This window comes from Xanthomonas euvesicatoria, assembly GCF_013112235.1.
Classification (GTDB): domain Bacteria; phylum Pseudomonadota; class Gammaproteobacteria; order Xanthomonadales; family Xanthomonadaceae; genus Xanthomonas; species Xanthomonas euvesicatoria.
Window position 1 is genome coordinate 2,730,898 of the sequence record NZ_JABFFS010000001.1, and the last position, 18,362, is coordinate 2,749,259.

Annotated in this window: 14 protein-coding genes and 1 pseudogene; 4 read left to right on the plus strand and 11 right to left on the minus strand. The window is 65.4% G+C overall.

Annotated elements, in window-relative coordinates:
• Positions 1-211 precede the first annotated feature (211 nt).
• Positions 212-988, minus strand: a complete 777-nt coding sequence (locus HLH45_RS11810) for a queuosine precursor transporter (protein ID WP_008578260.1) — start codon at positions 986-988, stop codon at positions 212-214.
• A 4-nt stretch (positions 989-992) separates the two neighbouring features.
• Positions 993-1,667, minus strand: a complete 675-nt coding sequence (locus HLH45_RS11815; protein ID WP_011050890.1) for a DUF502 domain-containing protein — start codon at positions 1,665-1,667, stop codon at positions 993-995.
• Between the two features lie 375 nt (positions 1,668-2,042).
• Here HLH45_RS11815 and HLH45_RS11820 point away from each other — a divergent pair, with 375 nt between their 5' ends.
• On the plus strand, positions 2,043-3,419 hold the full coding sequence (locus HLH45_RS11820; RefSeq protein WP_008578261.1) for a hypothetical protein: 1,377 nt from the start codon (positions 2,043-2,045) through the stop codon (positions 3,417-3,419).
• A gap of 422 nt (positions 3,420-3,841) precedes the next feature.
• On the opposite strand, the gene HLH45_RS11825 is transcribed toward HLH45_RS11820, so the two are convergent.
• Positions 3,842-5,395: an alginate export family protein gene (locus HLH45_RS11825; RefSeq protein WP_008578263.1), complete on the minus strand. Its 1,554-nt coding sequence runs from the start codon at positions 5,393-5,395 to the stop codon at positions 3,842-3,844.
• 307 nt (positions 5,396-5,702) lie between these two features.
• Between HLH45_RS11825 and HLH45_RS11830 the strand changes: the two genes are divergently transcribed.
• Together HLH45_RS11830 and HLH45_RS11835 are read left to right on the plus strand one after the other, a co-directional pair.
• Complete coding sequence (locus HLH45_RS11830; protein ID WP_008578264.1) at positions 5,703-6,065, plus strand: PadR family transcriptional regulator; 363 nt, start codon at positions 5,703-5,705, stop codon at positions 6,063-6,065.
• On the plus strand, positions 6,062-6,979 hold the full coding sequence (locus HLH45_RS11835; protein WP_008578265.1) for a sensor domain-containing protein: 918 nt from the start codon (positions 6,062-6,064) through the stop codon (positions 6,977-6,979). Before HLH45_RS11830 ends, HLH45_RS11835 begins: the two co-directional genes overlap by 4 nt.
• 128 nt (positions 6,980-7,107) lie before the next feature.
• Here HLH45_RS11835 and HLH45_RS11840 read toward each other — a convergent pair whose 3' ends face one another.
• Both HLH45_RS11840 and HLH45_RS11845 read right to left on the minus strand, forming a co-directional pair.
• Positions 7,108-8,451 (minus strand): polyhydroxyalkanoate depolymerase, encoded by a 1,344-nt coding sequence (locus HLH45_RS11840; protein ID WP_008578266.1) that lies wholly within the window; start codon positions 8,449-8,451, stop codon positions 7,108-7,110.
• 264 nt (positions 8,452-8,715) lie between these two features.
• A complete protein-coding gene (locus HLH45_RS11845) occupies positions 8,716-9,318 on the minus strand; it encodes a methyltransferase (protein ID WP_008578267.1) in 603 nt (200 codons plus the stop codon).
• Positions 9,319-9,391: 73 nt separating this feature from the next.
• Between HLH45_RS11845 and HLH45_RS11850 the strand changes: the two genes are divergently transcribed.
• Complete coding sequence (locus HLH45_RS11850) at positions 9,392-9,838, plus strand: HemJ family protein (RefSeq protein WP_008578268.1); 447 nt, start codon at positions 9,392-9,394, stop codon at positions 9,836-9,838.
• A gap of 204 nt (positions 9,839-10,042) precedes the next feature.
• Here the strand turns inward: HLH45_RS11850 and HLH45_RS11855 are convergent.
• The 6 genes and pseudogenes from HLH45_RS11855 to lpxB all read right to left on the minus strand — a co-directional run bounded on the left by HLH45_RS11855 (position 10,043) and on the right by lpxB (position 18,336).
• Positions 10,043-10,557 (minus strand): annotated as a pseudogene (locus HLH45_RS11855) (hypothetical protein).
• Positions 10,558-10,581: 24 nt separating this feature from the next.
• Positions 10,582-11,337 (minus strand): tetratricopeptide repeat protein, encoded by a 756-nt coding sequence (locus tag HLH45_RS11860; RefSeq protein WP_008578270.1) that lies wholly within the window; start codon positions 11,335-11,337, stop codon positions 10,582-10,584.
• Positions 11,338-11,394: 57 nt separating this feature from the next.
• On the minus strand, positions 11,395-12,354 hold the full coding sequence (locus HLH45_RS11865) for an acetyl-CoA carboxylase carboxyltransferase subunit alpha (RefSeq protein WP_008578271.1): 960 nt from the start codon (positions 12,352-12,354) through the stop codon (positions 11,395-11,397).
• 153 nt (positions 12,355-12,507) lie between these two features.
• A complete protein-coding gene (gene dnaE / locus HLH45_RS11870) occupies positions 12,508-16,098 on the minus strand; it encodes a DNA polymerase III subunit alpha (protein WP_008578273.1) in 3,591 nt (1,196 codons plus the stop codon).
• Positions 16,099-16,315: 217 nt separating this feature from the next.
• Positions 16,316-17,053 carry a ribonuclease HII gene (locus HLH45_RS11875; RefSeq protein WP_008578274.1) on the minus strand — a complete coding sequence of 246 codons (738 nt, stop codon included), beginning with the start codon at positions 17,051-17,053 and terminating at the stop codon, positions 16,316-16,318.
• Entirely contained in the window at positions 17,050-18,336 is a 1,287-nt protein-coding gene (lpxB, locus tag HLH45_RS11880) for a lipid-A-disaccharide synthase (RefSeq protein WP_008578275.1), read from the minus strand. The genes HLH45_RS11875 and lpxB overlap by 4 nt, the downstream gene beginning before the upstream one ends.
• Positions 18,337-18,362 lie beyond the last annotated feature (26 nt).

The following is an 18,362-nucleotide window of genomic DNA, read 5'->3' on the forward strand; positions in this document are numbered from 1 at the left end:
GGGGCATACCGCCTATCGGCAATTCATGCGGCGCATGGGCGCGGTGCTGCGCCTGGGGTGATGTGGTGCGCTGCGACATGACCGGCAAGGCTGCGTCCAAGTCACACCGCGGTGGGCTGGCTCGCAGCGCCGCGATCAGGACCACTGGCGACCAGACGTTGCCGCCGCAACCCATTGCGTTGCGATGACCCTGGCTGGGAGACAGCCCGGCTCAGTCGGCAGCGGCTTCTTCGCGCAGCTGCTCGGCACGCTCGGCGCCCAGGTACGCGGTGATGCCGCGGCGTGCCAGATACAGCAGCGGGATCAGCAAGATCGCAAAGCCCATCTTGTAGATGTAGTTGAGCGTGCTCACCGCCAGGAACTGGTCGATCGACCAATGCTGCGGGCCGAGCACGAAGGCGATATAGATCACCACGAAGCTGTCCACCACCTGCGAGACCGCAGTGGAGCCGGTGGCGCGCAGCCACACGTGTTTTTCGCCAGTGACGCGACGGATGCGGTGAAACACCGAGACATCGATCAACTGGCTGAACAGGAATGCCACCAGCGAGCCGCCGATGGTCCACAGCCCTTGTCCGAACACTGCCGCAAATGCGGCCTGGTAATCGGGCACCCCCTGGCTCTGCGCCGCAGTGACCCACCAGCCCGCCGGCGCCAGCGCAATGGCCGCGAAGGCGAACACGAAGCCATAGCCGATCAGCACCACCGCCACCCACGAGATGAAACGCACCCCGCGGCTGCCGAAGAACTCGTTGATGGTGTCGGTCATGATGAACACGATCGGCCACAGCAAGGTGCCGGCGGTGAAGCTGAGCGAGCCGCGCTGGCCGAACAGATTCCAGTTCAGTGGCGCAATGCCGAGCGTGTCTTCCAACGCGAAGATCTTGACGCCAATGAACTCGGCCAGCGCCGCGTTGACGCAGAAGAAGGCCGCCAGTGCGATGAACAGGCGGACCGCACGATCGTCGAGGGTGCGCACATGGGACATGGTGTCAGCGATCCGCAGTCCGGGTGAAGGGAACCGATTCGGGCGCCACGGCGCCACCGGAAATGATGAAGCTCATTGCCTGATCCACGCTCCAGTCGGTGGGCGTGAGCAGTTCCACCGGCACGATTTCCAGGTAGCCGGAGGTGGGGTTGGGCGTGGTGGGCACGTAGACCGCGGCCAGCTCGCGGCCGGTGCCCTGTTCCTTGATCACGCGGGTGACCAGGCCCACCGATTTCATGTCGCGATGTGGGAAATCGATCAGCACCACGCGCTGGGTGCTGCCGGGCTGGGTCTGCAAAATGTCCAGCAGCTTGCGCGCGCTGTCGTAGACCACGCTGGCCAGCGGAATGCGCCGCATGATGGCCTCGAACCAGCGCAGCAAGCGCTGGCCGATCACGCGCCGGCTCAGGATCCCGACGAACAGGATGACTGCCACCGTGGCGATCAACGCGATGGTGTTCTGCACCCACAGCGCCTTGAACCAGCCCAGGTAATCGGGGAACGAGGCAGCGATGCGTTCGGACAGCGGCACCACCCACGGGCTGCTGATGCCCGAAAGCAGCGAGAAAACGAACTTCACCACCACCCAGGTCAACCAGACCGGCAGCAAGGTGAGCAACCCGGTCAGAAAGACCCGTTGCAGGGAAGGGCGGACGTGGGGAGTGGGGGATTCGGACATCGCCATAGTGTAGGCATTCGGCCACGCTCGGTGGAGCTGGGGGCGCGGTTTGGCAGCTGGCATTCGCGATTGGCAAGAGTGTTTCGCGTGCCGCGATCCGCTGCAATCCCATGATTCCTGTACTTATCCCGACCCAGACCTGGCGGCACCCGCAGCCCAGCGGCGGATGAAGGGTGGGGCGACGTCTGCCAGCACCCGGATTCTTTCAACCACTTACCGAGACCACCGCCCATCGCCAGCGCGCGGTGTCGTTGCCCAACGTTGCGCGGGCCGCCAGACACACGGTTGCCGATGGCCTGTAGCCCCAAGGCACGCGATGCGTCTATGCCCATCGCAGGCCTGCGCAGATGGCACTAAGATGCGCAGCTCCCAGGGATGGATCTTTCGCACGTGCTCGCCAAATTTCTCAAAGCCGCCTTGCTCGGTGTCTGCATCCTGATCGCCGCGGTGCTGTCGCTGTATACGGTCTCCAGGCATTGGCCGATTCCCGAATCGCAGCGTGAGGCGTTGGCGCAGCTGCGCCAGCCGCTTCCACCGTTGCGCGGGAGCAACATGTTCGGGGCGCTGTGGTCGTTGTCGTACGCGATTCCCGAGGCGCAGCGCGAGACAGTGCTGGCGCAAGACCTCGCGCGATTCAATCGGTTGCCGGAGCATGCGGCATTCCAAAGCGCCGCTGCAGGCTATCGGCGCTTGCCAGGTTGGCCATCCGGCGCGCCTGCGCTATGCATGGCCAGCGCTGGCGGATGCTTGCAGCGCGTGCGCGAACAACCGCAGGCCTATGCCGCTGCGCTGGCCGCACAGGCACCGATGCTGGCGCGGATGCGGGCGTTGGCGCAACACGCCGACTACCGCAGCCCGTTCCGTCCACGCGCCGATACGCCGTTGCCCGAACTGCCGCGCATGTCCTTGTCGATGACGGCCAGCGCCTTGGACTTTGTCCAGGGGCGCACCACCCAGGCCTTGTCCGGTGTCTGCACCGATGCGCAGGTGGCCCGTGTCCTGATGCGCAGTAGCGACAATCTGGCGATCACGATGATCGGCGCGGCGATGTTGCGCGGCAATGCGCACCTGTTTGCCGACATGCTGGCCGAATTGCCGGCGCAGCATCCGCTGCCCGCGCAATGCGCCGCTGCCTTTGCGCCGCTGCCGGTGGATGAGATCGCGCTGTGTCACGCATTGCACGGTGAATCGCGGATGGTGTTTGCGATGCTGCAGGAGGATGCGTTGACGCAAGGCAGCCAATCGTCCTGGCAAGACCGCTTCCCGTTGCGGTTGCTGGACGACGAACGCACCCAGGCCTTGCTGGCGCCCACCTTTACCTGGGCCTGCAGCGCGCCGGTGCGGACCTTGCTGGCGCAGGATCGGCCGGTTCCGCAAACGCTGATCCCGCTGCCCCAGACCGCATCGGTGGCCTGCATCGCCAATGCAACCGGGTGTTTGCTGGCGAGCGTGTCGCATCCGGACTACGTCAACTATCAGCACAAGATGCAGGACACCGCCGCTGCATTGCGCGCGCTGTCGGCGCTGCAGTGGTTGCGCGACCATCCTGCGCCGACAACGCCGCTGGCGCAGCAGATCGCCGCGCTACCGCCTGCGTTGCGTGGACAGGTGCGCCCGCTAGGCACCGGAAACGACGGCAAGAGCCTGACGCTTCGGCAGTACGCACGACCGGAGGGCGTGGCGGGCAATGATCGCTGGCCGTTGCCAGGCAGTGCGATCGCGGCCACACAGGCAGCCTCAGCGGCTCACTAAAACAAGACGCCTTCCGCATCGCCAGGCGCAGGTCGCAGCGCTGGTGCAGGCGGTCTGCGCTTGCATGCGCAATGCTTGCATCCGCAGCGGCTGCCTGGCGACCTCCGACGGATAGCAGTCAATCGGATCGAGCAGTCGCCAGGTGCGCTCGGAGGCGCGCATGTATCAGCGTGCGTGGCAATGCCGATGCGAAGCATCCGCCACGCCTGCCTGGTATCTGCGCAGTGGTGCGTTGGTTGCCTGAAGCGGCCGGAGGTCAGGACGACCTTACGCCTTGAATGCAGCGCGCGCGTCTGTGTCTGCCTTGTTCGCTGTCATCGGCATGCCCGCACGTAAAAAACAACATGCCGCGTCCTTGCGGGACGCGGCATGTGATGACGCCACTGCCTATTGGGGATGCATGACGCACCCAACGGCTGTGGTCAGAAGCGGAAGTTCAACCAGCCCATCACAAAGGTCGAATCGCCGTAGCCGGCCTTCTCCAACGCCGGCCCGGCCATCAGATGTTCGGCGCGGAAGGTCACCGACCAGTTCGGGTCGATGTTCCAGGTGGCGTTGATGCGCGGCATGGTGCCGATGCGGCGCTCGCCGGTGTTCTGGGTGCGTGCGTAGGCGCGTGCCTGGTTGTTGTAGATCGCATCGCTGGTGGTCTGGCGCCACAGCGTTTCCCACTCCAGGTTCACGGTGAGCTTGGAGGTCGGCGAGAACGTCAACGTCGGTGCAGCCGTGACCAGGTTTACCGGGCCGAAGAACGTGGCCCAGCTGAAGTAGATCGTGTTGCCGTACAGGAAGTTGTTGTTGCGCAACGTGCCGGTGCCGGAGGTGCCGCCGCCACCAGAGGCGATTTCGCTATGGAAGCCCAGGCGCGGCTTCCAGCCCGATTCGCTCAACGACCAGGCATTGGAGGTACTGGCCATGTAGGCGCGCAGGTCGCGTCCACCGAAGCTGCCGCGCTGCACGGTCACGAACGAATCGGTGCGCAGCTTGCCCACATTGCCCCACAGGCGCAGGCCGTAGTAATTGCGGTTTTCTTCCGCGGTCTGGCGTCCCCACACCTGGTTGTCGTTGCGGAACTGATAGAAGAACGGCTCCAGGTACATCGGCTTGGCAGTCGCCAGGCGGTAGCCACCGACCACGCCGCGGAAGTGCCGCGAGCGGTCGATGCGATCATCGCCGAGGCCTTCGGTGCCATCGATGTTGAAATTGAAATCGAACAGGTCAACACGTGTCCTGTCGCCAATTGCCCAGGCGCGCGCGCCGTTGAAGGTCACGAAGATATCGGTGTTGTCGCGCAGCGCCATCAGCGTGGTCGGGCCATCGACGAACACCTGGCGGCCGACGCGCAAGCCGGTGTCGGCGCTGCCGATCCGGCCTTTCACGTCGAAGAACACCTGCTGCAGGATCGCGTTGTTTTCCTGGGTGCCGGTCTTGGTGCCTTCGTTGCGCCCGTCCAGGCTGCCATGCGCCAATTCCGTGTACAGACGGAAGTGCTCGCCCACATGGAAGTCGGCGCCGAAGAAGGCGCGCAGCAGATATTGCTGCTGAGAATGGCTGCCGGGAATCAGTCCCGGATTGGTGATGGTATTGCTGCGCACGCGCAACTCGTTGCTGAGCGACACGTACACATCGCCGTCGTCGTTGAGCGGGATGTACTTGAGCGGATCGAACGGACTCTTGCGCTTGGACGGGTCCTTCAGATACGACCAATCTTCGGCCCAGCGCACCTGCCACATGTTGCCGCCTTGTTTGGCACCCCAACCCTGCGCTTCGAGCGGATAGCCCTTGGCGGTTGCCGGTGCGGCGGTGACCGGCGCTTTGGCCGGCTCGGCGACCGCCTGCTCGGCATTGGTCGGCGCCGGCTGCACCTGCGCCAGGCCAAGGCCCGGCAGCGCCAACCCGATCGCAAGGCACAGGCGCCGTGTGGCACCAAAGGAAGTATCAGCCATGGCCGGCTGCGCCAAGCGTGTCATTTGCATCGTATTCCCCGTCGAAAGTGAAAACCCCTAGGCGAAAGGTATCGGCAGGGGGGACACCGACTGTAGTAAAGCCGTGCCAGAAAGGCAGTAACCCAAAGGTTCTAAGCTCATGAACGCACTGGGTTTACGCAGGCGGGCGCGACATGGAAAGGGAATCGGGAATCGGGAATCGGGAATCGCGACGGCAGTGGCTGCTCCCCGTGCTCGCGCGATTCCCTATTCCCAATTCCCCATTCGCATGACTACCGGCACATTCACTATAGCTAGGTTCTACATAGCATCACCTTCAACCTAGCGGAGATGCCCGATGAGCGAGCCGGATATCCACCTACGCAAATTTCAGAAGGAACTGAGTGCGGGCACCGTGTCGCTGGCCTTGCTGGCTGTCCTGGCGCAGGCCGATGCACCGCTGTACGGCTACCTCATTGCCAAGCGGCTCGAGCGTCTGGAGGGCGTGCTCAGCGGCAAGCAGAGTGCCCTGTACCCGGTGCTGCGCAATCTGGAGGGGGCCGGGTTGCTGCACAGCCATGTCGAACCCTCGGCCTCCGGGCCGCCGCGGCGGTATTACCGCATCACCGACAGCGGGCGTGACTGCCTGCGCGACTGGACCGCCGCCTGGCGTGCCACCCGAGATTCCGTTGATTCCGTGCTGGAGGGGACCCACTCATGAACACGATTGCACAGGCCCACCCGTTGCCGACCACCATTGGCGATTATCTGCTGCAGCTGCGCCAGGCGCTGTCCGGGGCAGATCCGGCAATGATCCAGGACGCGCTTTACGACGCCGAAGAATATCTGCGTGCCGAACTGGCAGAACAGCAGGGCAAGAGCGAGGCCGAGGTCATTGCCGGCGTGGCCAGCAGCTACGGCGCCCCGGAGGAAGTGGCAGAGATCTACCGCGAAACCGAAGTGACCGTGGCACGCGCACTGCGTCCCCCGGTGCCACCGCAGCGGGCATCGTGGATCGGCACGTTCTTCGGTGTGGCTGCCGACCCGCGCACCTATGGCGCATTGTTCTACATGCTGCTGTCACTGCTCACCGGGGTGTTCTATTTCACCTGGGTCGTGACCGGCGCCAGCCTGTCGGTGGGGATGCTGATCCTGATCATCGGCGTGCCGCTGCTGGTGTTGTTCTTCGGCTCGGTGCGGGTGTTGTCGCTGGTGGAAGGCCGCGTGGTCGAGACGTTGCTGGGTGTGCGCATGCCGCGTCGCCCGCAACACCCGGGCCTGCAAGGCGGTTGGCTGCAGCGCATCGGCGCGATGTTCACCGACGCGCGGACCTGGAGCACGATGCTGTACTTCCTGCTGATGCTGCCGCTTGGCATTGTGTATTTCACCGTGTTTTGCACGCTGCTATCGCTGTCGTTGGGCCTGGCCGCTTCACCGATCGCGGCGTTGTTCGACCAGGTCGCTGTGCTGACCTGGGATGGCGTGGACATCACCAGCGCCTGGCTGACGCTGCCGTTGTTCGCGGTGGGCGTGCTGTTGTTGTTCGTTACGCTGCATCTGGCACGCGCGTTCGGCAAGCTGCACGGCATGTTCGCCAAGCAACTGCTGGTCAGGAGCGGAGAGGCGGCTGCGTGATGCGACTGGCCTAGATGTCAGCGTGCGCAGGTCGATGGTGCTGCTTGCCGCTGGCATGACGCGCTGTGGCGGTTGCACGCAGATCGAGATGAAAATCCCCGGCATTGCCGGGGATTTTCTTGGGTAGCTCAGGCGCGTTTGCCGCGCTTGCGGATCGGGGTCACGGTGGCCAGGTCGCGGCTACCGACCGGATCCGCATCGTAGCGCGCGATGAATTCGCGCACCTGCGGATACACCACCTCGCGCCAGCGGCGGCCGCTGAAAATGCCGTAATGACCGGCGCCTTCCACGACCAGGTGACGACGATGCGCCGCATCGATGCCGGTGCACAGATCGTGCACCGCCTCGGTCTGGCCGAGGCCGGCGATGTCGTCCAGTTCGCCTTCGATGCTCAGCAGCGCGGTATTGCGGATCGCCGATGGCTTGACCAGTTGGCCGTCCACTTTCCACTTGCCCTGGGGCAGCAAAAACTCCTGAAACACCACGCGGATGGTGTCCAGGTAATACTCGGCCGGCATGTCGAGCACGGCGTTGTATTCGTCGTAGAACTGCCGGTGCGCTTGCGCATCCTGCAGGTCGCCCTTGACCAGGTCGGTGTAGAAATCCCAGTGCGACATCACGTGCCGGTTGGGGTTCATCGACAGGAAGCCGGCATGCTGCAGGAAGCCCGGATACACCTGGCGGCCATGGCCCGGATACGGGAACGGCACCGTGTGGATCAGGTTGTTCTGGAACCACTCGATGCCGTTTTCCGTGGCCAGGTTGTTGACCTGGGTGGGGCTACGACGCGCATCGATCGGACCGCCCATCATCACCAGCGAGCGCGGGGTGGGCTCGTCGTTGCTGGCCATCAGCGACACTGCCGCCAGCACCGGCACGGTGGGCTGGCACACGCTCACCACATGCAGGCGCTCGGCGCCGATGTGGCGGATGAACTCCTGGATGTAGGTGATGTAGTCCTCGAGCCGGAACGCGCCGGCCTCCAGCGGCACCATGCGCGCATCCACCCAATCGGTCACGTAGACCTTGTGGTTGCGCAGCAGGGTGCGCACGGTGTCGCGCAGCAACGTGGCGTGGTGGCCGGACAACGGTGCAACCACCAGCACGGCGGGCTGCTCCTTCATCTTGCCGATCAGTTCGACGTGGTCGCTGAAACGCTTGAAGCGCAGCAACCGGCAGAACGGCTTGCTCAGCACTTCGCGTTCGATGATCGGCAGCGAATGGCCGTCGACCTCGACATCGTCGAGCGCCCAGGCCGGCTTTTCGTATTCCTTGCCCAGACGGTGGAACAGCTCGTTGCTGGCGGCCATGCGCTCGGCGCCCGGGAGCGAGGCCCACAGGCTGTCGGGGTCGGAAAACATCTTGGCGTTCGCCTGGGCCTGATGCACCCAGGGGGCTAGCAGATTGCGGGTCAGCTCATGCAGTTGATAAAGCATTCCACCCATCCGTGCGGTTTTGCTGCCGCGCAGCATACCGGTTTTGGCGCATTTGCACCTTAATGGGGCTGCGGACGGTTGAGGCTGTCACGGCTTTGTGGCAGCGATTTCTGGAAGGTAAACGCCTTGCCTGCAGGGCGCGACGACAGGCCCCGCGCACCACCTGACGCGTACCTTGAGCGCCCCGCCGCAAGCGCGGGCAGGGCGGAGCGGGGGAGAAGGTGCTGGGCGATCGACGCAGCGATGGCTCCAGGCGACGCGATACCCCCACGCGCTGCTCGCTGGCAGCCACCATCCCGCTCAGCCGCGCTCCAGCGCCGATGCCTGGTCAGCCAGCTGCGGCGACAGCCAGCAGTGCGACCCCAGCGCAGCGAAGCCCACGCTGGCGAAGCGCTTGCGATACCAGCGCGCCGTTCGCGACTGGAAATCGTCGTGATCGCCCTCGAACGCATCTTCTTCGGCGAAGGCTTCCAGAAACGCCACGCCTGCGCACATCTCGGCCAATCCAGGCAGGCCCTGGTTGAATTCGCGGGTGGGCACGTAATGCAGCACGTCCGAGCAGATCAGCAAGTCCACCGGTGCGCACGGGCGCAACCAGGCGAAGTCGCCGAAGCGGGCGGGGTGGATCTGGCGGCTGCGGCCATAACGCTGCACCGCATAGGCGCTGCTGTCGAAACCCAGATAGCTCAGCTTCGGCCGCAATGCCAACAACGGCGCGCGCCACGCGGCCTCGCCGCAGCCGACGTCGAGCACGCTGCGGATCGGTCGTTCCAGATAGTACTCGGCCTGTGCGACGGCGAGTGCGACCTTGCGTCGCAGGCGCGCGTGATCGGCCAGGCCGGCATCGCGATACCAGCGGCGGAAATAGTGGGCGTCGTATTGTTTGGGGGCGGACTGCTGCATGGGCTTGGCTGCTTTCGCGCGTGCGGATAGGTGAAAATGCGGGCCATCCTACGCGAGCCAGCGGAGCCAGCGCATGACCCTGTATTTGTGGATCAAGACCTTCCATCTGTTGTTCGTGATCGCCTGGATGGCCGCGGTGTTCTACCTGCCGCGCATTCTGGTCAACATCGCCGAAGCCGGCAGCGACACCGCGGTGCGCGCGCGCCTGGTGTTGATGGGGCGGCGGCTCTACACATTCGGCCACAGCATGCTCGGTCTGGCGCTGCTGCTGGGCGCGGTGCTATGGCAGGGCTACCGGGTCATTCCGGATTTCCCGACGATGGTCGCTGGCGGCTGGTTGCACGCCAAGCTGTTTGCCGTGGCCTTGATTCTGGCCCACTACATCGTGTCCGGCCGCTGGGTCAAAGGCGCCGAACAGGGGCGTGCAGTGCCCAGCGGGCGGGCGTTGCGCTGGTTCAATGAAGCACCGGTGATCCTGCTGGTCGGCGTGATCTGGCTGGTGCTGGCCAAGCCGTTCTGAGCGCATTGCGCACCGCATCTACGCACACCCGACGGTTTCGGTGCGCAGGTGCCCACAGCTGCCACTGCTAAAAATGCGGGGCATTCCGGTGTCCCACCGCGAATGCCTGCGGTGCTTCATGGTGGGACGGCCAGTGACGTCGCGATGTGCGCGCCAGAGCAAGGGTCGATGAATCCTGGAGGCCGCGCTAGGGCGAACATGAATTCATGCGCCGGTCGGGTGTTGCTTGAGCAGCATCTCCAGATACCGTTTCTGGTGTCCGGCAAATCCCTTTTTGCCATACAGCGTGTAAATTTTGCCGAAGGCAGCGCAGGCACGTGCCTCATCGCCGAGCTGCAGCATCGCCTCGCCTTCGGTCATCAGCACAAGATGATCGGTGTGGTCTGGGTCGTCGTACATCAGCGCCATCACCTCGATCCATCGATGCACGTTTTCCTGATCGTGCAGGTCGGCGTAATCCTTGACGAAACCTGCAGACAGGCTTTGCGGGTAATAGTCCCAGTTCGCCTTGGGTTCGGGGATCAGCGCCCACGCCTGTAATCCCAGGGCGAGCGATTCCGCCAGGGCGCCGCTGCGAAACCGCTGTGTGGATTGCTCCAGCAGATGATCGATCTCGGCTTTCAGAACTGCCTCGATTTCAGGCTTCCTTTGCACGTTGATGGCCTTGATCAGGTGCCGAGCGATTCGTTGCCGAGCGATTCAATGCATGTGACCTGCAGCTGCGAGCGTCTTGTCGGCGGCCCTCAGGCGCTGGTGTCCAGCTCGCGCAGGCCCTTGCGTGCCAGGTCGACCCAGGCGCGTTGCTCGCGTTGGTAATGCTTGGGCGAGGCGGCGGCGTGACGCAGCACCTGTTCGTACACCGCCCTGGCCTGGTCATTGCGTGCGATGCGCTGCAGCAGTTGCGCATAGCGCACGCGCGCTTCTTCGCCCGGGTAGCCTTGGGCCAGCGTTTCATACTCGTGCAGCGCAGCCTCGGTGTCGCCGCTGCCTTCGACCGCGCGTGCATACAGCAGATGCCCGTCATGCGAGCGGAAGCTGGGGTTGGCCGCGATCAAGGCATCCAGGGTCTGCCGCGTCTGCTGTGGCTGGCCCAGCCCGAACTGGGCCCTGGCCAGACCGAGCATCAGGTGCGGATCATCGCGATACAAGCCGCGCAACGCGCCCTGGTAATGCTCGGCGGCCTGGGCGTAATCGCCGCGCGCCAGCAAGGTCTCTGCGAGCTGGCGGCGATTTTCCGGAGTGTCGGCCACATCCAGCCGGCGCGACGCATCGCGCTGTTCGCGTTGCGGATCCAGGGTGCTGCGCACGCGCTTGAGGCGACGGCGTGCATTGGGGTCGTTGCGCAGATCGGGGATGACCGCCACGCACACATAGACCAGCACCGCCAGCAGCGAAAACGCCAGCAGCAGGAAGATCCAGTACAGGGGCCGCCCGCTGCGCACGACGTGGACGCAGCAGGCGGCTTGCAGCAGCAGCGAGATCAGCAGGAGCGGTGACATGCGGGTGTGGCGTCCTTTCCATGGCCGCGCACTGGGCGCGGCCGGCCATCGTGCGAATCAATGCCCTTCGTAGGCACCATAGCTGCGCAGGCGCTCGTAGCGCTGCTGCAGCAACGCATCCACTGGAATCTTTTCCAGCGCGTCCAGCTCGTTGAGCAGCACCGCTTTCAAGCGCTTGCCCATCTGTTCGGGATTGCGATGCGCACCGCCGGTGGGTTCACGGATCACCTTGTCGACCAGGCCCAGGCCCTTCAGGCGCTTGGCGGTCAGGCCGAGCTGTTCGGCGGCGTCCTTGGCCTTGGCCGCGTCCTTCCACAGGATCGAGGCGCAGCCTTCCGGCGAAATCACCGAATAGGTGCCGTATTCCAGCATCAGGGTGCGGTCGCCCACACCGATGGCCAGCGCGCCGCCGGAGCCGCCTTCGCCGATGACGGTGCAGATCACCGGAATTTTCAGCTCGGCCATTTCCAGCAGGTTGCGCGCGATCGCCTCGCTCTGGCCGCGCTCTTCGGCGCCGATGCCAGGGTAGGCGCCGGGGGTGTCGATGAAGGTCAGCAGCGGCAGGCGGAAGCGCTCGGCCAGCTTCATCAGGCGCAAGGCCTTGCGGTAGCCCTCCGGGCGCGGCATACCGAAGTTGCGCGCCACCTTGGTCTTGGTGTCGCGGCCCTTCTGGTGGCCGATGATCACCACCGGGCGCCCGTCGATGCGGCCCAGGCCACCGACGATGGCCTTGTCGTCGGCATAGGCGCGGTCGCCGGCCAACTCCTGGAATTCGTCGCAGATGGTGTCGATGTAGTCCAGCGTGTACGGGCGCTGCGGATGACGCGCCAGCTGCGAGACCTGCCAGGCCGACAGATCGCGGAAGATCTGCGCGGTGCGCACGCGCAGCTTGTCGCGCAGCGCCCGCACCTCGGTCTCCACGTTGACCGCAGGCCCGGTACTGGCCTTGCGCAGTTCCTGGATCTTTGCTTCCAGATCGGCGATGGGTTGCTCGAAGTCGAGGTAGTTAGGATTCATGCAATGTCGTCGTCAACGTAAGGCGGGGAGTGTAGCTGAAGCGGTGTGGCTGGCCCGTACGGGGGCGTTGGGAGCGGAATCGGGAATGGAGAATCGGGAATCAGAGCAAGGTATCCGGGGCGCCCCGCTGTTGCGATTCCCGATTCCCGATTCTCACGCCCACGGCGGGCTGTACTTGATCTTCACCGTCCGCACCGCCGGGTCTGCGCGCAGGCCGTCCATCAGCTGCTGGTCGATGCGCACCGAGTGGTTGCCGTTGAGGTCGAGCATGCCGGCCACGCCGCCGCTGGGCGCGCGTAGCAGCAAGTCCAGGCGCAGGGGCGTCTTGCCGGGGCGGTGCTTGGCCAGCAGGGCGTCGATGCGCTTGAAGGCCTGCTTTTCGCGCAGGTCCAGGCGCAGCGACAGCCGCTGCGCGTGGTCGGCGCAGATCTGCTCGTAGTCCCAGCACTGGCGGATGCGCAGGCTGTAGCCGCCGTTGAATTCGTCCTCGCGCAGGCCGCCCTTGACGATCAGGATGCGGTCGCGGGTGAGCAGGTGGCCGAATTCGGCCATCGCATCGGAAAACGCGCTGCATTCGACCCGGCCGCGGCCGTCTTCGAGCTGCACGAACACCTGGCTGTCGCCCTTGCGGCGTACGCCGACCACCTGGCCGGCCAGGATCGCGCTCACTTCCGGCCGCCAGGCGCGTTTTTCGCCATCGCCACCGCCCCCACCGCCGCCACGTTGTTGCGAGGCCAGGATCTTTTCCAGCGCACCCAGGTCGCAGCCAACCAGCTCGCGCACTTCTTCGCGGTGCGGGTCGAACGGGTGGCCGCTGAGATAGAAGCCCAGCGTTTCGCGCTCGCCGGTGAGCAGCTGGCCCAACGGCCATTCCTTGCTTTCGGGCAGGTCCAGGCGCATTGCCGGGGCGCTCGGGTCCGGCCCGCCGAACAGCGAGTTCTGCCCGGAGGCGCGTTCACGCGCCATCTGCTCGGTGGCCTTCATCACCTCGGGCAGCTGCAGCATCAGCGAGGCGCGGTTCTTGCCCAGCCCATCCATCGCGCCGGCATTGATCATCGCTTCCAGCGTGCGCCGGTTGAGCTTTGCGGTGCCCACGCGCGTGCAGAAATCCAGCAGCGTGGTGTAAGGGCCGCCGCGCTGGCGTTCTTCGACGATCGCCTCGCAGGCGCCCTGGCCGACGCCCTTGATCGCGCCCAGGCCGTACTGGATGGTGTCCGGGCTGGCGGCCTCGAACATGTAGGCCGATTCGTTGACGCGCGGCGGCTTGACGGTGAGGCCGAGGTTGCGCACTTCATCGAGAAAGCCGACCACCTTGTCGGTGTTGTCCATGTCAGAGGACAGCGTGGCGGCCATGAATTCGGCCGGGTAATGCCGTTTCAGCCACGCGGTCTGGTAGCTGACCAACGCGTAGGCGGCGGCGTGCGACTTGTTGAAGCCGTAGCCGGCGAACTTCTCCATCAGGTCGAAGATTTCGTCGGCCTTGGCTGCGCTCACGCCGCCCTTGGCCGCACCTTCGCGGAAGATTTCGCGGTGCTTGGCCATTTCGGCCGGCACCTTCTTGCCCATCGCGCGACGCAGCAGGTCGGCGCCGCCCAGCGAATAGTCGCCGACGATCTGCGCCATCTGCATCACCTGCTCCTGATACACCATGATGCCGTAGGTGTCTTTCAGGATGACTTCGGTGCGCGGATCGGGGTAGACGATCTCCTGCTGGCCGTGCTTGCGCGCGTTGAAGTCCGGGATCAGGTCCATCGGGCCGGGGCGGTACAGCGACACCAGCGCGATCAGGTCCTCGAAGCGGTCCGGGCGCGCGTCCTTGAGCAGGCGGCGCATGCCCGAGGATTCGAACTGGAACACCGCACCGGTATTGCCCGAGGCGAACACGCCCTTGTAGGTGGGCACGTCGTCGAGCGGAATGGCGGTGATGTCCACCGGGTCGATGCCGGCGCGCGCGTGGCGCACGTTGATCGCCTTGACCGCCCAATCGATGATGGTCAGCGTGCGCAGGCCGAGGAAGTCGAACTTCACCAGTCCCACCGCTTCGACGTCGTCCTTGTCGAACTGGGTCACCGGGTTCTTGCCGCGGCCATCTTCGTCGTGTTCGGCGAACAGCGGGCAGAACTCGGAGAGTGGATCGGGGGCGATCACCACGCCGCCGGCGTGCTTGCCGGCGTTGCGGGTGAGGTCTTCGAGCTGGCGCGCCAGGTCCATCAGGTCGCGCACGTCGTCTTCGACCTGGTAGCGCTGGATCAGGTCCGGCGAGGCCATCTCCGAGTCCTTGCCTTCGCCCATCGCGTCCTTGAGCGTGATGCCCAGGATGTTGGGGATCAGCTTGGCCACGCTGTCCACCAGCCCATACGAGAAGCCCAGCACGCGCCCGGCATCGCGCACCACCGCCTTGGCGGCCATGGTGCCGTAGGTGATGATCTGGCTGACGCGTTCGCGGCCGTATTTGCGCGCCACGTAGTCGATGACTTCGTCGCGGCGGTCCATGCAGAAGTCGATGTCGAAGTCGGGCATCGACACGCGCTCTGGATTCAAAAAGCGCTCGAACAGCAGGTTGTAGGGCAGTGGGTCCAGGTCGGTGATCTGCAGCGCCCAGGCCACCAGCGAGCCGGCACCGGAACCGCGGCCCGGGCCGATCGGAATGCCCTGGTTTTTGCCCCACTGGATGAAGTCGGCCACGATCAGGAAGTAGCCGGGAAAGCCCATCTTGATGATGGTGTCCAGCTCGAATTCGAGCCGGTCCACATAGTCCTGGCGGGTCTTGCCCGGCGCGATCGGGTTCTTTTCCAGGCGTGCGGCCAGACCCTGTCGCGACTGGCTGCGGATCCAGCTGTCCAGCGTCTCGTCTTCCGGCACCGGGTAGGCGGGCAGGAAGTAGGTGCCCAGGCGCATCTCGATGTTGCAGCGCTGCGCCAGCGCGTGGGTGTTGTCGATGGCGTCGGGGATGTCGGCGAACAGCGCCGCCATCTCCTCGCTGGACTTCATGTACTGCTGGTCGCTGTACTCGCGCGGGCGCTTGGGGTCGTCGAGCACGCGGCCGGAGGAAATGCAGACGCGCGCTTCGTGCGCATTGAAGTCGCTGGCGTACAAAAAACGCACGTCGTTGCTGGCCACTACCGGCAGCCCGCGCACGCCCGCGGCGTGCAGGGCGAACTGGTTGAAGCGTTCTTCGCCCTCGCGCCCGGTGCGGGTCAGTTCCAGGTGCAGGCCATCGCCGAACACGCGCTGCCAGTCGGCCAGCTGTTGCTCGGCCAGGTCCGCGCGGCCCTCGTTGAACAGGCGCCCGGCCAGGCTGTCGCGGCCGGCCAGCGCAAACAGGTTGGCGTGCCCGGCCTGCAGCCATTCCGGATGGATCGCCACGCCGCCTTCGGGGCGGTGGCCTTCCATCCAGGCGCGGGTGAGCAGTCGCGACAGGCTCAGGTAGCCCTCGCGGTCGCGGCACAGCAGGGTCATGCGCCAGGGCGTCATGTCCGGGGTGGCGATCATCACATCGGCGCCGGCGATCGGCTTGATGCCCACGCCTTCGGCCGCCTTGTAGAACTTGACCAGCGCGAACAGGTTGTTGAGGTCGGTGACCGCCAGCGCGGGCATGTCGAGTTCGACTGCCCGGCTCAGCAGGTTGGCCTGCTTGGCCTTTTTCGGGTCAGCCTGATCCGGTTTCTCGGGCACACGGATGGTGGAATCCGCCAGCGAGAACTCGGTGTGGACGTGCAGATGGACGAAGCGGGAAGTGGACATGCGGGACCGGAATAATGCGCGGTCAGGGTACCGGCGGGGGCGGGGGCGAACAAGGCTTGACAGCTGGGGGCGGGACCTGGGGACCTGCCAGGCTTGAGGAGCCGGGACCCGGCACCGGGGACCCGTGAAAGCAAAGCGGGAAGACGTAGCGGGACGCCACTCGTCGTTTCCTGGCTGTTGCTGTGCTGGTGCTTTTCCGGGTCCCGGGTCCCGACCTCTAAAGCGGCACCACCAACCGGCCCACCTGCAGCTGTTCCGGGTCCCGGGTCCCGGGCCCCGGGTTGCGGCCTTCCAGCGCCAGGCGCACCGGCGCAAAGCTGCGCCGGTGCTGGGGGCATGGCCCGTGGGTTTGCAACGCGGCCAGATGCACCGGCGTGCTGTAGCCCTTGTGCTGATCGAAGCGATATTCCGGGTGCCGCGTGTGCAGTTCGTACATCAGCCGGTCGCGCGTCACCTTGGCCACGATCGAGGCGGCCATGATGGCGCGGTCCAGCGCGTCGCCACCGATCAATGCCTCGGCCGGGCAGGGCAGGCCTTTGGGCACACGGTTGCCATCGATGCGCGCGAACCCGGCCACATGCGCCACGCCTTCCACCGCGCGCCGCATGCCGAGCATGGTCGCCTGGTAGATATTGATGCGGTCGATCTCTTCGCTGTGGATCAACACCACCGACCACGCCAGCGCCCGGTCGACGATGCGCGCATACAGCTGCTCGCGCCGCTCGGCCGTGAGCTGCTTGGAATCGTCCAGCCCATTGATGCGTGGTTTGCCGGGGTCGAACACCACGGCCGCCACGGCCACCGGACCGGCCAGCGGGCCGCGGCCAGCTTCGTCGACGCCGGCGATCAAACGCCGGGATTCGACATTCGGGATTTGGGATTGGTCAAACAAGGGCGACTGGCGCGCCTCAGCGTCGGCGCTATCGGCTTGGGTGCCTAAAGCAATGATTTTCATGCCTTCGCTCCTGCCGAATCCCCAATCCCGACCTCCGAATCCCTGCCTTCCAGCAGCCCGGCCACCGCATCCGCTGCCCGCGCCGACGCGTCGCGGCGCAACTGCGCATGCAGGGCCAGGTAGCGCGGTTGCAGGGAGGCGACCTTTTCGGGGTGTTTGAACCAGTCCAGCAGCGCCACGCACAGGCGCTCGGGGGTGCAGTCGTCCTGCATCAGTTCCGGCGCCAGGTCGTCATTGGCCAGGATATTGGGCAGGGCGTAGCGGTTGACCTTGAGCAGGCCCAGCAGCTTGACGATGCGGTAGGTGAGCGGTGCGACCTTGTAGCCCACCACCATCGGGCGCTTGACCAGCATCGCTTCCAGCGTGGCGGTGCCGGAGGCCAGCAGCACCACGTCGGCGGCCAGCATCGCAGTGCGTGCCTGGCCGTCGAGCAGGTGGGAGCGCATCACCGGCAGCGACGAGCGTGAGAGCTGCTCGGCCAGCAGTTGCTTGCAGCCCGGATTGGCGGCCGGTACCAGCACGTGCAGGTTGGGCAGGTGCTCGGACACCAGCCATGCGGCCTGGAAAAAGGTGTCGCCGAGCCGGCTGATTTCGCCGTGCCGGCTGCCCGGCAACACTGCCAGGACGGTGCTGGAGGCGGACAGGCCCAGCGTTGCGCGCGCCGCTGCGCGGTCGGCCTGGTAGGCGATATCGTCGGCCATCGGGTGGCCGACAAAACGGGCGTCCACGCCATGCCTGGCGTAGATCGGCGGTTCCATCGGAAACAGGCACAGCACCAGATCGGCGCTGACGCCGATTTTTTCGGCACGCTTCTCGCGCCACGCCCACACTGACGGGCTGACGTAGTGCACGGTCTTGATCCCGCGCTGCTTGAGCCAGCGTTCCACCGGGAGGTTGAAATCCGGCGCGTCGATGCCGATGAACACGTCCGGCTTCCACGCCAGCACCCGCTCGCGGAACGCGCTGCGCAGCTTGAGCAGGCGCGGCAAATGCCGCAGCACCTCGGTCAGGCCCATCACCGCCAGCTCGCTGGCATCGAACCAGGTCTGGCAACCGACCCCACGCATCGCATCGCCACCGATGCCGACGAATTCGGCATTCGGATAGCGCAGCCGCAGCTGCTCGATCAGTCCCGCGCCCAGGATGTCGCCAGAGGCCTCGCCAGCGATCAGCGCGATGCGGGGAGGGCGCGCATGCGCGCCGGGAATGGGGAGTGGGGAATGGAGAATCGGCAGCGCAGTCGGGTCGCTGCCGACCGACGCGCCGTTGCGCTGACCGTCCACGATTCCCGACTCCCGATTCCCGATTC